Source organism: Pluralibacter gergoviae ATCC 33028 = NBRC 105706, assembly GCF_001598855.1.
Classification (GTDB): domain Bacteria; phylum Pseudomonadota; class Gammaproteobacteria; order Enterobacterales; family Enterobacteriaceae; genus Pluralibacter; species Pluralibacter gergoviae.
Window position 1 is genome coordinate 1 of sequence record NZ_BCZS01000056.1, and the last position, 14,130, is coordinate 14,130.

General features: G+C 60.8%; 13 protein-coding genes. All 13 read right to left on the minus strand.

The window, feature by feature from the left end; all coding sequences use genetic code 11:
- Nucleotides 1-259 precede the first annotated feature (259 nt).
- Nucleotides 260-421 carry a DUF4400 domain-containing protein gene (locus ENGE1_RS28730; RefSeq protein ID WP_106912786.1) on the minus strand — a complete coding sequence of 54 codons (162 nt, stop codon included), beginning with the start codon at nucleotides 419-421 and terminating at the stop codon, nucleotides 260-262.
- 28 nt (nucleotides 422-449) lie between these two features.
- Nucleotides 450-1,184, minus strand: a complete 735-nt coding sequence (locus ENGE1_RS25315) for an SDR family NAD(P)-dependent oxidoreductase (protein ID WP_048253502.1) — start codon at nucleotides 1,182-1,184, stop codon at nucleotides 450-452.
- On the minus strand, nucleotides 1,181-1,441 hold the full coding sequence (locus ENGE1_RS25320) for an acyl carrier protein (protein ID WP_043081785.1): 261 nt from the start codon (nucleotides 1,439-1,441) through the stop codon (nucleotides 1,181-1,183). Before ENGE1_RS25320 ends, ENGE1_RS25315 begins: the two co-directional genes overlap by 4 nt.
- A gap of 29 nt (nucleotides 1,442-1,470) precedes the next feature.
- Entirely contained in the window at nucleotides 1,471-2,271 is an 801-nt protein-coding gene (locus ENGE1_RS25325; RefSeq protein WP_064360863.1) for a MaoC family dehydratase, read from the minus strand.
- On the minus strand, nucleotides 2,268-3,524 hold the full coding sequence (locus tag ENGE1_RS25330; protein WP_048253504.1) for a beta-ketoacyl-[acyl-carrier-protein] synthase family protein: 1,257 nt from the start codon (nucleotides 3,522-3,524) through the stop codon (nucleotides 2,268-2,270). The genes ENGE1_RS25325 and ENGE1_RS25330 overlap by 4 nt, the downstream gene beginning before the upstream one ends.
- Nucleotides 3,517-4,920 carry a TolC family protein gene (locus ENGE1_RS25335; RefSeq protein ID WP_043081782.1) on the minus strand — a complete coding sequence of 468 codons (1,404 nt, stop codon included), beginning with the start codon at nucleotides 4,918-4,920 and terminating at the stop codon, nucleotides 3,517-3,519. The genes ENGE1_RS25330 and ENGE1_RS25335 overlap by 8 nt, the downstream gene beginning before the upstream one ends.
- Nucleotides 4,917-6,875 carry an ABC transporter permease gene (locus ENGE1_RS25340; protein ID WP_048253505.1) on the minus strand — a complete coding sequence of 653 codons (1,959 nt, stop codon included), beginning with the start codon at nucleotides 6,873-6,875 and terminating at the stop codon, nucleotides 4,917-4,919. The genes ENGE1_RS25335 and ENGE1_RS25340 overlap by 4 nt, the downstream gene beginning before the upstream one ends.
- A complete protein-coding gene (locus tag ENGE1_RS25345) occupies nucleotides 6,872-8,041 on the minus strand; it encodes an efflux RND transporter periplasmic adaptor subunit (protein ID WP_048253506.1) in 1,170 nt (389 codons plus the stop codon). The genes ENGE1_RS25340 and ENGE1_RS25345 overlap by 4 nt, the downstream gene beginning before the upstream one ends.
- Nucleotides 8,042-8,053: 12 nt before the next feature.
- On the minus strand, nucleotides 8,054-10,198 hold the full coding sequence (locus ENGE1_RS25350) for a peptidase domain-containing ABC transporter (protein WP_048253507.1): 2,145 nt from the start codon (nucleotides 10,196-10,198) through the stop codon (nucleotides 8,054-8,056).
- A 21-nt stretch (nucleotides 10,199-10,219) separates the two neighbouring features.
- Entirely contained in the window at nucleotides 10,220-11,170 is a 951-nt protein-coding gene (locus tag ENGE1_RS25355; protein WP_048253508.1) for a lysophospholipid acyltransferase family protein, read from the minus strand.
- On the minus strand, nucleotides 11,171-11,851 hold the full coding sequence (locus ENGE1_RS25360) for a DsbA family protein (protein WP_048253509.1): 681 nt from the start codon (nucleotides 11,849-11,851) through the stop codon (nucleotides 11,171-11,173).
- Between the two features lie 161 nt (nucleotides 11,852-12,012).
- Nucleotides 12,013-12,207, minus strand: a complete 195-nt coding sequence (locus tag ENGE1_RS25365; protein WP_043081777.1) for a DUF4762 family protein — start codon at nucleotides 12,205-12,207, stop codon at nucleotides 12,013-12,015.
- A 599-nt stretch (nucleotides 12,208-12,806) separates the two neighbouring features.
- Nucleotides 12,807-14,130: FKBP-type peptidyl-prolyl cis-trans isomerase N-terminal domain-containing protein (locus tag ENGE1_RS25370; protein ID WP_064360864.1), on the minus strand; the 1,324-nt coding region annotated here is incomplete at its 5' end.

The following is a 14,130-nucleotide window of genomic DNA, read 5'->3' on the forward strand; positions in this document are numbered from 1 at the left end:
TTCAGAAAAACCCGCCTATGGCGGGTTTTTTGCTTTTGGGAGTACGGACTCTCCATCCATTCTGAGCATTTCCCTTTAGCGAATACCTCCCCCTTCCGATCACAGCGCCAACTCCATGGCAGTCACCTCTACCGGACCAAGAGCAGTCCACTGTTTATTAAAAACAATAATTAGATCAATTGATAGTAAACGACTTCCTTTAACCAAACAGGAAAGGCAAACACAGATAAACTATTGACCGATGTTGCCACTTTATCGGTTAGTTCAATTCACTGACTACGGCATTCTGGCTGTGTACCTGCCAGGCATACGCACGTTGGATCCAGTCTAAAAAGCCCCTGTCCACAAACAACCATTGATACATCATCATGATCCAGCGAAAGACAAACACTGAAGAGTCAGACAGCAGCAGGCTGCGCATAAGCTCCTACGCCGCCTGCGCGCCGCACTCAGGCCGTTAGTCCACCGTCAAGAACCAGCGTCTGCCCGGTCATGTAGCGGCTATCGTCGCCAATCAAAAACGCCGTCACCCGCGCCACCTCTTCCGGCGTGCCGAGCCGCCGCAGCGGTATCTGCCTGCGCATCGCCTCCAGCCTCGCCGCCGGCATCGCCTCCGTCATGTCGCTCTCGATGAGCCCCGGCGCCAGGCAATTGACCCGCAGACCAAAGCGCCCCAGCTCCGGCGCCAGCGAGCGGCAGAGACCGATCATCGCCGCTTTGCTTGCCGCATACGCCGTCTGGCCGGGATTGCCTTTAATAGCGGTCACCGAAGACATCAGCACCAGCGCACCGTCGCCATTGAGGATCATCGCGGGCAGCAGGCGGCGGTTCCAGTAAAAGACCGCGCTGAGGTTGCTGTCTAACGTCTGCTGCCAGCCCGCCGTGGTCTGCTGAATGTGCAAACCGTCAAGGGCGATGCCGGCGTTGTGGATCACCGCGTGCGGAGCGCCGTACTTTTCGATAAGCAGCGGCGCCAGGGCGTCTATCTGCCGCTCGTCGCTGCCGTCGCAGGCGCGGGCTTCCACCCGGCCCGGCAGGCTGGCGCAGGCTTCAACGGTTTCCTGGCTCTCCTCGCCCGGGCAACGGCAGGTAAAGATCACGTTCCAGTCGCGCGCCAGAGTCTTTACCAGCGCCCGCCCGATCCCCCGGCTGCCGCCGGTGACCAGCACCCACTTTCTGCTCATGGCGCGGGCTTCTGCTGAGCGTCATACAGATGCTGGCACAACTCGCCCAGCGTCAGATCCGGCCGGCTGGCAAAGGTGTCGGCATCAATCGTGACGCCGAACTCGCGCTTCGCCAGCACCATCAGTTCGACGTAGTCCAGGCTGTCCAGCCTGAGCTGCTGCAGCGAAACCTCCGGGCTGAGATCGCCTTCATCCAGATCTTTGGCATCGCAGATTGTGTCACACAGGTCCCGGTAGATGGCTTGATAGCTCTTCATAGATAACTCCTTGATGGTGTTGGTGGACATTAAAGGATCGGCAGCGTTTTCAGCGTCACCGAACTGGAGAGCAGAGGCCCGTCGGCCGTCCACGCCCGGATGACGATGCCGAGCACATAGCCATTCTCCTCTGACCCCGCAATCACGGGCGGCTGGACCGCACAGTGCAGCCCTCCCTCAACGATCGCGCGGACATCGGTCATCAGCAGCCCGGCGTCAAAATGCACGTCGTGATGGGTCTGCACCACGGGCACCTGGCGGAAGATCTCGCTCAGGGAGCGTACCTGCAGGCCTGGAAAGACTTCGGCGACGTTCAGCAGCGTCTCCGGCGCCGCCACAAGGCACTGAAACAGTACCGCATCAACAAAGTTCCAGGCCTGTCCCGGCGCATCCAGCGGCAGCGGAAAGCGCTCGCTAAGCGCGCGCAGCATCCCGGCGGAGTAATGTACAGCCCGGCTGCGCAACACCGGCTCCAGCGGTTTGGCCGCCGCCAGCTTCGCCGAAAAGCAGAGCGCGTGGTCTTCGCGGGTCACTTTCGCGCTGAGCCTGACGCGCTCCGTTCCGCCGGTGAGCGTCAGGAGGTAAGGCTTATTGCAGATCAGCGGCTGGCGCAGGCGGGCGTTAAACAGGTAGTACCTGCCCTGCGGCGAACTGTGGAGCAGCGCCTCGCTGAGCTGCTGCTTGATGTCCAGCATGGCGCGCATGCCGTGAACGCTGAGGCCATCGGCCCCCAGCGCCCGGGCGCGTTCAGGATCGAAGTGGATCGGGTTGTCGTCGCCGGAAAAAGCGGCCCACGCGTCGGCATCCCGCCGGGTATAGGTCAGGATCATGATGCGCTCCGGCTGATGATCAGCGCCGCGTTGGCTCCGCCGAAGCCAAAGCTGAGGTTGAGGGTGTTGTTGAGCCTGCCGGGCCGATGGCCGTCGGCAATATAGTCAAGATCGCAGGCCGGATCGGGACGGACCAGGTTACAGGTGCCGGGCATCAGCTGGCGGGCCAGCGCCTGCAGGCAGATAATCGACTCAAAGCTGCCCGCAGCGGCGATCAGGTGGCCGGTGTAGGATTTGGTGCTGGAGATGGGGATCTGCCGCGCCTGCTCGCCCAGCGCCATCTTCACCGCCTCGGTTTCGTTGAGATCGTTGAGCGGCGTCGAGGTGCCGTGGGCGTTGATATAGTCGATGTCCTGCGGGCGCATTTCTGCCTGGGCCAGCGCGCGCTCAATGGTTTTCACGCGCGCCACTTTGTCGGCAGCCGGCGCGGTAAAGTCAAAAGCGTCGGAGTAGTTGCCGTAGCCCTTAATTTCGCCAAGCACCGTCGCACCGCGCGCGAGGGCGGCGTCGCGCTCTTCCAGGCAGAGCACCGCAGCCCCTTCTGAGAGCACGAAACCGCTGCGGTCGGCGCTGAACGGGCAGCAGGCGCGGGTCGCCTGCTGCGTCTCCCGCGACAGCGCGCCGAGTACATCGATATTCCACACTGAGGCATCGCGGCGCAGGGATTCGCCGGCCCCCGCCAGCATCATCGACGCCCGCCCGCTGCGGATAACCTCAAAAGCATCGCCAACGGCAATCGTGCCGGTCGCGCAGGCGGCCACCGGCGTGTTCTGATAACCGCGCAGGCCCCAGAGCAGGCTACACGCGGCAGTTGCCGCGCTGGGCATGCCGAAAAAGCAGCCGAAAGGCGAACCCACCCCGGTGCCCTGGTACTGGTCATAGAACTCGTAGGTTTCATCCTGGCCCCCCCAGCCGGTGCCGATGATGGCGCCGCAGGCAAGCGGATCGTAACTGTCGTACGGATGTCCGTCGCCAAAGGCCATCGCCATCGCCTCGCGAGCGGCGGCCAGCGACAGGCGGCCGTGGCGCGGTAGCCGGCGGCGGATCGCCGCCGGGACGCCCTTCAGCGTCGGTTCATCGTCAATCAGGCCGAAGAAGCGGGCGGCCACGCCGTGCGCCGACATATCGACATAGCGATAGCCGAGACGGCCGGCCATGATTGACGCCCAGCAGGCGTCGGCGCTGGCGCCCAGCGGCGTGACCGCCCCGTAGCCGGTCACGACGACCCGACGTGGCATGGTGTGATTACTCATGATAATTCCCTCCGTGGTCTTGTGGGTTGTCTACCCCGCCGCCCAGCGCCAGCCAGAGCTTCATGGTGGCGTAAAGGTAGGCATACTGCAGGGTCTGCAGACTATTTTCACTGCTGAGCAGGGCATCCTGGGCATCGAGCAGCGCCTGAAACGAGACGGCTCCGGCCCGGTACTGGCTGCTCACCAGCGCCAGCCGACGCTGGCTGAGGTCAAGATCGCGCAGCAGGCTCTCCCTTTTGCTTTGCGCAGCGATCCGCTGCGCCATGGCATTATCAACATCGGACAGCGCGCGCCAGGCGGCGGTGCGGAAAGCGATAGCCGCCTGCTGCACATTAAGGTCGGATTTTTCAACGGTCAGCTGGACGGTGTTCCACTGAATAAACGGCAGCGTCGCGCTGGCGCCGAGGGTGCGGACCGGATCGGAAAACCACTGCGCGAAAATAGCACTGCCCGCGTTCAGCCCCGCCGTCAGCGACAGGCCGGGATAGAAGCTGAGCCTGGCCGCGTCGAAACCCGCCAGCGCGGCGCGCAGGCTGGCCTCCGCCGACTGCACGTCGGGGCGGTGGTTAATGACCTCCAGCGGCACGCGGGAAGCGACCGGGATCTGCTGACGGACATCGAGGGCGCTCAGCTCAGGCTGGCGCCAGGCGGGCGGGCGGTTATAGAGAATAGCCATGCCGTTGCGCGCCTCCTCCCGCTGCTCCCGGAGATCCCGCAGCTGATTTTCCCGGCTGATGACCGACTGCTCCGCCTGCAGCAGATCCACCTGCCCGACGCTGCCGGCCTCGTAGCGCGACTGCACCATGCCCTGCGTCTGCCTGGCCATCTCCAGGCTGCGCTGCTGATTGACTATCTGCTGATTGAGGCTGGCGATTTGCCAGTAAAACTGGGCGGTGGTGCCAATCAGCGAGAGCGCGGTGGCCTGCCGGTCATACTCGCTGGCCTTCACCTGCCACGCGGCCTGCTCCCGCTCACGCGCCAGCTTGCCCCACAGGTCGAGTTCGTAGCCGAGGTTGAGCGATGCGGCATAGCTCTCAACGGGAGCGCTACCGCTGTTGAGATTTTTGCTGTTGCTTGCCGACGCGGAAACGCTGACGTCCGGGGTCAGGTTGGTGTTGACCAGCCCCGCTGCCGCCCGCGCCAGCCGCAGCTGAATGCCCGCCGCCGCCAGGTCGTTATTGGTTTCGAGCATCTGGCTGATGGCGTCCGACAGCTGCGGATCGCCGAAGTTGTCCCACCAGTGCGCCGTGTGCGTAAGAAATGCCGTACCGGTGTCGCGCTGCTGCCACGCCGTCGGCAGCGGCAGCGGCGGCCGATCATAGTCGGTGCGGGTCAGGGCGCCGCAGCCGGTGATAAGCAGCGCCAGCGCCGCCGTCAGGGATCGATGGATGCTCATTCTCGCGCCAGCGCCTCCGTCGGATTCAGTCGTGCGGCGTTCCTCGCCGGAAAGAAGCCAAAGCACAGGCCGATCAGCGCGGAAAACCCGCACGACAGCAGCACCGGCCCCGGCGTGAACACCATGGAAAATTCGCGGGTAAACTGCGCAAAGACGAACCCGGAGATCCAGGAGCCGACGATCCCCAGCAGGCCGCCCAGCGCGCAGATGGCGATTGCTTCGATCAGAAACTGCATCATGATATCGCCGGGACGGGCGCCGACGGAGAGGCGGATCCCTATTTCGTGGGTCCGCTCGGTGACCGACACCAGCATGATGTTCATCACTCCGACGCCGCCTACCAGCAGCGAGATCGCGGCGATCGCCGTGATCAGCATCGACATCGAATCCGAGGTTTTCTGCAGCGCCTTCGCCAGCTGATCGTCGGTCTGGGTGTAGAAGTCGCGGCGCTCGTGCGCCTGCGCAAGCAGCCGCTCCACCCGCCGCTGCGCTTCGCCAAGGCTGACGCCCTCGTGAAAGCGCAGCGTCAGCGACTCAATGGGCATACTGCCGGTCATCCGCTGGGTCAGCGAGGTATAGGGGATCCAGCCGCCCATCAGGCCGCCGAGCATTTTCGGCCCCTTCTTGCTGGCAACGCCGACGACGCGAAACGGCACCCCGGAGAGCAGGATAACCTCGCCGATTGGATCTTCGCCCGGCTCAAAAAGGATGGACTCCGTGAGCGGATCGATAACGATCGCCGGTTCGCGGTTTTCAACGTCCGGGCGGGTCAGCACCGCGCCGCGGATGACGTTCACGCCCTGTACGCGAAAGAAGTCGTCGTTGACGCCGGAGAGCTGGATCGCCGCCGCCGGCATACTGCCGCGAATGGCCATCGCCGTTTTGCTGACCACCGGCGACACGCTGTCTATCCACGGCTGCTGCTGCAGCAGCGCCACGTCGGCGGCCGAAAGGGCATTGATGTACTCCGGTGCCACCCGCCCCATCTCCCTACCGGGGCGTACCTCCAGCGTGCTGTTTCCCAGCTTGCCGATCTCCGCCATGATGCTCTGCCGCGCGCCCTCGCCGACCGCCATCGACGAAACCACGGAGGAGATGCCGATAATGATCCCCAGCATCGACAGAAACGCCCGGGTGCGGTGGCCGAGCAGCGATCGCCAGGCCATGCGCACCGCCTCAATGAGGCTCTGCCAGAACGGCGGACGCGCGTTGACCGCAACGCGGGGCAGCTGTCCCGGCGCACGCGCCGCTTTCTGCGCCGCATTGGGCCTGTCGGCAACGATCTCACCATCGCTTATCTCAATGATGCGCGCCGCCTGGCTGGCGATGTCCCGGTCGTGGGTGACGATAATGATGGTATGACCCGCCTCGTGCAGCTCGTGCAGAATGTGCATCAGCGCCTGGCCGCTGGCGCGATCGAGCGCCCCGGTGGGCTCATCCGCCAGAATAATGCTGGCCCCGTTCATCAGCGCTCGCGAAATGCTGACCCGCTGCTGCTGGCCGCCGGAAAGCTGGGCGGGCCGGTAGTCGAGACGCTGGCCCAGGCCGAGGCGCTGCAGCAGATACGCCGCGCGGGCCCGGCGCTCGGCGGCAGGCATCGCCGTATAGAGCGCCGGGATCGCGACGTTCTCCGCCGCGCTAAGCCACGGCATCAGGTGATAGCGTTGAAAAATAAAGCCGATGTACTGGCTGCGCAGCTTTGCCAGCTGCCCGCTGTCGGCGGCGTGCGTCGCCACGCCGTGAATGCGCATCTCGCCCCGGGTGGGCGTGTCCAGACAGCCGATAATGTTCATCAGCGTCGACTTTCCCGAGCCGGAAGCGCCGATGATCGCCACCATTTCGCCTTCGCGGACGGTGAGAGAGATATCCTTCAGGACCGCGACCTGCTCGCCGCCTGACGGGAAGTGGCGCCAGATACCGTTAAGCGCAATCAGCGGCGCAGCGTCGCGCTTCATGACCGCCCCCCGCCCGCATCCATCCCGCCATCAATAACCACGGCGTCGCCCTCTTCGAGGCCCGCCTTCACTTCGGCGAACTGGCGGTCGTTAACGCCAATCTTTATCCAGCGCGCCTCAATGCGGTCGCCTTTTCTGATCTGCACCTGGTAATCGCCGTTCTCCCGCTTCTGCCCGAGCGCGGTCATCGGCACCCGCAGCGCGCCCGCCGCCCTGGCGGTGATGATGGAGACCTGCGCCGTCATTGACGTGCGCAGCTGGTGCTCCCGGTTATCGACGTTAAACACGCCGTTGTAGTAGACCGCGCTCTGCTGCGCCGAGGCGCCGGAAGGTGAACTCTGCTCGGTCAGCGCCTCGTCCGGAGCCGACTGGATATCGCCCATCGTGCCCCGGTAACGGCGATCCGGATCTGCCAGCACGGAAAACCACAGCGGCTGGCCGGGGTGGACTTTCAGAATGTCCGCTTCAGAGATGCGGGTGTGGACCGTCATGGTGTCCATGTTGGCCAGCACCAGAATAGTAGGCGCGGTCTGCGAGGAGACCACCGTTTGCCCCTCTTTCGTCACAATCCCCAGCACTTCGCCGTCCATCGGGGCGAGGATCTGCGTATAGCCGACGTTGGCCTGCGCCTTCTCCACGGCGGTTTGTGACTGGGTGATCTGCGCGTCGTTCACCCGCAGCTGCTCCAGCTGAGCGCTGTACTGAGCCTGCGCTTTCTCCAGCTCGCTGCGCACTCCGGCGCCGTCGCGATACATGCGCTGCTGGCGGTTCAGCTCCAGCCGGTACTGCTTAATCAGCACCTGCGTGGATGCCCGCTGCGCACGGGAGCTGAGCAGCTGCGCTTCGGCAGTACGCAGTTCGTTCTGCTGCAGCGTCGGATCGATAACCGCCAGCAGATCGCCCTTCTTCACCCGGTCGCCCTGTCTGACGTAGAGCTTCTGCAGCTGACCGTTAACCTGGGCACCGACGCTGACCTGCAGCGAGGGCTTAATAATGCCGGTAGCGAGAACCGTTTTTTCAATATCGCCGCGTGAAACCGTCTCGGTTAACAGCGCGTCGTGCGGCTTACCGCCGCCGGAGAGCAGCGTAAAGGCGACTGCCGCCAGCGCGACGACAGCCAATCCCGACAGCGCGATCCGCCCGCGCCTGTTGTGCCATATTGTCATTTCAGCGCTTCCTTACGCAGGGGCCAGCAGCGCCGGCGAAACCGCTGGCGGAGCTGACGTACGGCTAACCAGCCGCCCGCCTTCCATGCGGTAGACGCGGTCAAACAGCGGCAGGACCGCCTCGCTGTGGGTGACCGTTATCAGGGTTTTGCCATACTCCCGGCAGTGGGCCAGCAGGGTGTTAATCACCTGCAGGGCGGTGGCCTCGTCCAGGTTAGCGGTGGGTTCATCCAGTACCAGCACCGGTTTGTCGCTGTACATGGCGCGGGCCAGCAGCAGCCGCTGCCGCTGGCCGAGCGAGAGCGCGGCGTGGCTTTCGCGGATCAGGGCGTTCTGGCCGCCGGGCAGCTTCTCAATGACCGGTATCAGATTCAGCCCCTGTAGGGAGTCATCCACCCGGCGCTGCTTTTTCTCATCGAACCCGGCGTCGTAGAGGGTGATGTTTTGCAGCACCGAAGCATTGAATAAAATGTCCTCCTGGCTCTGTAAAAAAAACAGGCCGTGCGCCTGGCGGGCGTTAATCGGCACGTCGTCAACGCGGATCTCGCCGCTGTCCGGCGCCATCAGGCCCGCCATAATGCGCAGCAGCGTGCTCTTTCCGGCCCCGGACTCGCCGACAATCGCGGTGCTCTGCCCGCGCGGCAGCGCCAGCGACAGGTCGTCCAGTACCCGTAAACCGGGTTCGTAGCTAAACGCGATATTGCGGTAATCCAGCCGACAGCCGAAGTGGACGGCCGGGGCAATCTCCCCGCGCCCGCTCTCATCATCTGACGTCAATGGAAAGAGATCTTTGGCGCGGGTATCGATCACGTGGATCTGATTCTTCTGCAGCACCGAGAAGAAGATTTTGGTGATGTAGCTGGTGAAGATCTGGCGGATAAAGCTGTAGGCAAAGAATTCGCCGAGGCTGATGCTTCCGTCTTTAAGCATTGGCAGGGCGAGAAGCATAAATAGCACCATTTCAATGCTGCCTATCATGCTGTAGAGGCTGTTTTTTACCTGCTCATAAATCTTCTGCTTCTGCTGCAGGGTGAACAGCGCCCACGTGTAGCGGGCGAAGGCGCTTTTGCGCTGTCCGTCGAGGCCGGCGGATTTGATGGTGGAAAAGCCCTGCAGGGTTTCGAGAATATAGTCGTTCTGCTCGGCGCTTTTCACCTGCAGCTGCTGGGTAAAGTAGCGGTCGCGGTAGATAGCCCAGACGCTGACCAGCCCCATCAGCGTGACGCCAACGCCGGAGACCGCCGCCAGCAGCGGGCTGATATAGCACATCAGCCCCAGCGCGATGGCGCCGATAATCCAGTCGGTACGCAGGCCATTATCCAGCTCAATTTTGCGGGTGGCCGCCATCTGCCAGGCGGAAAAGCGGCTGAAGATCTCCCCGGGCGAGCGCTTGTCGATGAAGCGCAGCGGATTACTCAAAAGCCGTGAAAATCCGGCGGTGCTGTTAAGGATCGTAAAACGCTTTACGAACCGCTCGGTGACCACCCTCAGCCCCATCGCCAGCGTTGTGGAGACAACGAACGCCAGCAGAAACCAGAAGTAGGGAAAATCGCTGCTGCCGCCGGAGGCAAAAACCTGATTAATGGCGCTGCTGACCATGGTCGGCATGATGAACAGCGTCAGCGAGATGAGAAAGGCGCCGAACATCAGGCCGTAGATGCCGGGGAGCCTGGCGGTCTCCTTCAGGCTCATGCTTTCTGCGGCGCGCAGGCGCCTGTTTGTACGACGGGCGTTGAGCGTAGCTTCATCGAGGGTCGCCTCCTCGTCCAGCACCAGCGCGTAGCCGCTGATTTGCGCGCGAAGCGCATCCAGCGGCAGCAGCTGCTGGCCGAGGGCCGGATTCATCACGCAGACATAGCGTCCCTTGCGCCAGGCCAGCAGGACATAGTGGCTGGCCCCGTAGTGGAGAATAGCCGGCAGCGGCAGGGACTCCAGTTCGTTGAAGGCGAAGCTAACCGGATAGACCGGGATCTGCAGCTCTCCCAGGATGTCGCACAGCGTGGCCAGCGAGGTGCCGCGCTCTGAGGCAGGATAGCGCTCGCGCAGCGCCCGCAGCGGGGCGTCAACGCCCTGGGTTTCGGCCAGCATAGCAATACAGGCCAGCCCGCACTCGTTGGTTTCGCCCTGGAAGACCTGCGCCGGGATTCTCTTTTCCATAAGTCTGTTCTTCTAATCCATTTACTCATTAATGAAATACAAAGAATGTCCGTGCCACAGCAGCCAGTCTGCGGGATGGCGCCTCATCGCCGCCTCAATGATGAGCGGCATCCGGCGCTTGAGATCCCGCGCGGCGACGGGCTGCTCAAGGTAAATTTTCAGCCCGCCGTCGTAGTAGAGGTAGTAAAACACCACCTGCGCCGAGAGCATCCGCGCCGCGCGGATGATGCCGCTGTGTAAATGGGCCGGACGTTCAAACAGCCTGCAGGCCATTTTTGCGCTTACGTTTTCGCGCGCGCTGGCGGTGTAGTCCGGGGTAATATCAGGAAAAATCATGATATTGCGCCGGTGCTCTGCGGCCTCCATGATGGCCTCCGTCAGGTGGCCGGCTATGGCGGGGTTATCGCCGTGGATCGAACAGTAGTTCAGGTTAATGCCACCCATTGCCCGATCCCGCGCCTGGTAAACCTCGGCGCTGGCAGAAACCACGACCGTGGCCTGGTACGGCCAGACCATACTGCCGACGATCCCGGCCAGAATATCGGACACCATGTGCAGCGGCGCGAGGATCACCGGCGATCCGGCTTCGTGCAGCGGCTTCACCACCCGATCGAGCTGCCCGGCGCACTGCCTGAGCTCCGCAAGCAGGCGCGGGTTTTGCCCGTAGGTCGCAGCCAGATCCAGCAGCTCGCGGCGCTGAAATATCCACCCGGCGTTCAGCGGTGGCGCTTCGGGGCCCAGCAGACAGCGCTTATTCTCTTCGGCAACGCGCGCCAGATTGCGGCGACGGCGACCGGTCATGCCCAGCGCGCGCGTCAGGTGAGCCAGCCGAAAGCTGGTACGGTAGTCCATGTGCCGCAGCAGAAAGATCCGTGCCGCGGCTATCCGCTGACCGACCCACTCTCCCAAACCGACCAGCCTGTCAAATACGATCCTGCTGCTGCAGTAGAGCCATACCGCAAAGAAGCGCATTTACTTCTCCAGCGGCCTGTCGTGCTGCAGCAGCGATAGCAAGTTATCGGCAAAGGCCGGAAACTTGCGGTCCTGCAGGGCAATCCATTTTTTGTTGACGATAAAACTTGGCGTCGCACGAATGTCGTAATAGGCACTCACATCTGCCATATACTTTTCGAGATCTTTCGCCGCCTGCGTTGCGCTGGCGCGGTTGTAGTCCGCAATGTCAATACCTATTTTCTGCAGCCAGGCGTTGCGAACGGCTTCACTGCCGATATCCAGCTTCTCATTCAGCACCGCCTCATACGCCTGCTGGCGATACTGCTCTTCAAGACCCATGACGGTTAAGGTGGCAAAGACGCTGCTGTAACGGGAGAGCCCGCTCCCCGGCAGGCTAAGGTGGAGGCGAACCAGACGGGTGCCTTCCGGCATGCGTGCGGCCAGCGCATTAACGTTAACCTCATGCAGCGCGCAGTAATGACAGCCGTAGGAGAAAAATTCGATGATGGTATTGGGTTCTTTGATTGGGCTGGCATCGAGCCGGCTCTGACTCAACTGAATCAGATCCCGATGCGAATCGTTATTTTCTGACTTGCTGGTCAGGGCGTATTGGCTGCTGATGTAGACCGTGGTAATAACGGCTGAAATAGCAGCAACCAGTACGGTATAAAGTAAAACAATGAGCGACTTTTTTACCATGAGACTCAGATCCTTTGAGTGAAATGCTGGCGCAGAGCACCTTGGCCGGGTTCAACTGAAAGAGCGAATCGTTTCTCTATTACGGCAGGCTGGTGTCAGACACCTGCCTGCCGGATATCAGAAAGCATCAGCGTAAATGAATACACCAACGCGATCGATTATCAGCCGCCGGAGCACTGATCCATCGTTGCCGGTTTGATGGTCTTCGTCTGTACACCGTGCTTATCGGTACAAGTCACGACTTCAGTACACACTAACGTATCGCCATAACGGCTGCCTTTCACGAATTCTGAAGTACACACGTCTTCACAGCCGCCAATCACTTTCATGGCTTCAATCGTGTTGATTTTTTTCATGACAAAATCCTTATGTTATATCAAATTAAGTAACACCCTATTATTAGCCCGCCGTCAGGCGAACCAATACCTCGCATAAGTATCAATCACCTATGCAAATCTTTTCACTGCCGAAAAAAAATTAACGACAACTGAAATAATGCATTCAAAGAAAACAGCAAATACGCTAATGAAATATTAGCCATGCGGCACAGTGAAAATATTTCACTCCCGGGATAGCGTCAGGAGAAGAGTTTGCTCAAGTTATCCATTACACAAAACATTCCATTACGACTATTCACTTGTCTTTATAGTATTAATTCCCTCTGTCTCTGCCCTGGAAGAGACAGAAAAGAATATCCAATGGTGCAGAGAGGGTATTCACGCACCATTGGATTTATTACACAACCTATTACAACATGTATTTACACCCGACTCTATCCTAAACCTTATTTAACCGGTGATAAACACATTCATAATCAAGGAAATTTCTTAGAATCATAAGATCTGAGTAACCATATATAATACCGTCTTTATTTATTGGCCGGCTAAAAGTAGATCTCCGCCATCCTGTCCAGGACCTGCCCCAGAAACAGCCCCGTTCAGGACGCGACGACAGGCTACCGTTTGGCGCCTACTTCTGCCGTTTCAGGTAAAATATCCAGAATGCGCACGTTGTAAACCATTGTTGCCCCGGGCGGAATATCTGGCGGCAGCCCCTTGTCGCCATAGGCCAGCGTCGGCGGCACCACCATTGTCAGGCTACCGTGGTTTTTCAGCTGCGAGAGCGCGGCCTGGAACAGCGGCGGATAGGCACTCAGGGGCTGCGATACGGAAGTTCCCTCAACGTCCATGTCCTTGACGACAGTACCATCCGTCAGGCTCTCTTTTACCACCACCACAACCTTATCAGTATCCTTAATCTCACCCTGCCCGACATAGTCGACGCGATAGTAAAAACCCGAAGGCGCCTTTTTGACCTTCGGCTGCTTGCTGAATTTAGCAATGTACTGCGCCCCCTGCTTCTCCATGCGCTCTTTCAGCGTTTTTTCCTGTTTGTTGAAGTTGACATCCAGCTCGTACAGTGCGCGGGCAATTTTATCTGCCGGCAGCTTCAGGTGCCCGGTAAAGGCGTCGGCCACGCCGTTCAGCGCCTGATTTTTCCCGATACGTATGCCGTAAGTTTCACGCTCTTTCAGCATGGATAGCATATCGCTGCCAAGCGATGTACCGATGGCATAGTCGCGGATCTGTTCTGCCGTTTTCGGCTCTCCGGCTTCCAGGGTCGCAGCTTTCTGCTCCAGCGCCGCAAGCTGTTTTTGCAGCGCGTCGACTTTAGTCCGGCTCTCCGTTAGCGCGTTTTGCGCATCCTCGGCATCGCGCTCTTTTTCGCCGTGCCTGGCTTTCAGCTCAGTAAGCTCTTTCACCAGCGCCTCGGCCTGCTTTTGCTTTTCGGTCTGTTCGGCAGTCAGCGCTGCTATCTGTCTGGCCTGTTCCCCGCTCTTTTTCTCGCTTTCGGCCAGGGTCTGCTGTAGCTTCAGCGCGATCTGCTCCTGCCCGGTTTTGTCCGCCGTGAGGGTCGCAATTTGCCTGGTCAGCTCATCCGTTTTCTTCTGGTTTTCCGCCAGCGCCTGCTGCAGCTTTTTACCGTCCTGCTCCTGCTGCGCTTTGCCGCCAGTCAGGGCAGCGACCTGCTTCTGCAGCTCATCGGCCTTTTTCTGGCTCTCCGCCAGCGCCTGCTGCAGCTTCTTGCCGTCCTGCTCCCGCTGCGTTTTGCCAGAGTTCAGAACAGTGAGCTGCTGCTGCAGGTCGTCGGCCTTTTTCTGGCTCTCCGCCAGCGCCTGCTGCAGCTTCTTGCCGTCCTGCTCCCGCTGCGTTTTGTCGGCGGTCAGAACGGTGAACTGCTGCTGCATGTCGTCGGCCTTTTTCTGGCTCTCCGCCAGC

Excerpts from the sequence above, each read along its gene's own strand:
- ENGE1_RS28730 (WP_106912786.1), bottom strand. The coding sequence starts at position 421 with ATGCGCAGCCTGCTGCTGTCTGACTCTTCAGTGTTTGTCTTTCGCTGG.
- ENGE1_RS25315 (WP_048253502.1), bottom strand. The coding sequence starts at position 1,184 with ATGAGCAGAAAGTGGGTGCTGGTCACCGGCGGCAGCCGGGGGATCGGG.
- ENGE1_RS25320 (WP_043081785.1), bottom strand. The coding sequence starts at position 1,441 with ATGAAGAGCTATCAAGCCATCTACCGGGACCTGTGTGACACAATCTGC.
- ENGE1_RS25325 (WP_064360863.1), bottom strand. The coding sequence starts at position 2,271 with ATGATCCTGACCTATACCCGGCGGGATGCCGACGCGTGGGCCGCTTTT.
- ENGE1_RS25330 (WP_048253504.1), bottom strand. The coding sequence starts at position 3,524 with ATGAGTAATCACACCATGCCACGTCGGGTCGTCGTGACCGGCTACGGG.
- ENGE1_RS25335 (WP_043081782.1), bottom strand. The coding sequence starts at position 4,920 with ATGAGCATCCATCGATCCCTGACGGCGGCGCTGGCGCTGCTTATCACC.
- ENGE1_RS25340 (WP_048253505.1), bottom strand. The coding sequence starts at position 6,875 with ATGAAGCGCGACGCTGCGCCGCTGATTGCGCTTAACGGTATCTGGCGC.
- ENGE1_RS25345 (WP_048253506.1), bottom strand. The coding sequence starts at position 8,041 with ATGACAATATGGCACAACAGGCGCGGGCGGATCGCGCTGTCGGGATTG.
- ENGE1_RS25350 (WP_048253507.1), bottom strand. The coding sequence starts at position 10,198 with ATGGAAAAGAGAATCCCGGCGCAGGTCTTCCAGGGCGAAACCAACGAG.
- ENGE1_RS25355 (WP_048253508.1), bottom strand. The coding sequence starts at position 11,170 with ATGCGCTTCTTTGCGGTATGGCTCTACTGCAGCAGCAGGATCGTATTT.
- ENGE1_RS25360 (WP_048253509.1), bottom strand. The coding sequence starts at position 11,851 with ATGGTAAAAAAGTCGCTCATTGTTTTACTTTATACCGTACTGGTTGCT.
- ENGE1_RS25365 (WP_043081777.1), bottom strand. The coding sequence starts at position 12,207 with ATGAAAAAAATCAACACGATTGAAGCCATGAAAGTGATTGGCGGCTGT.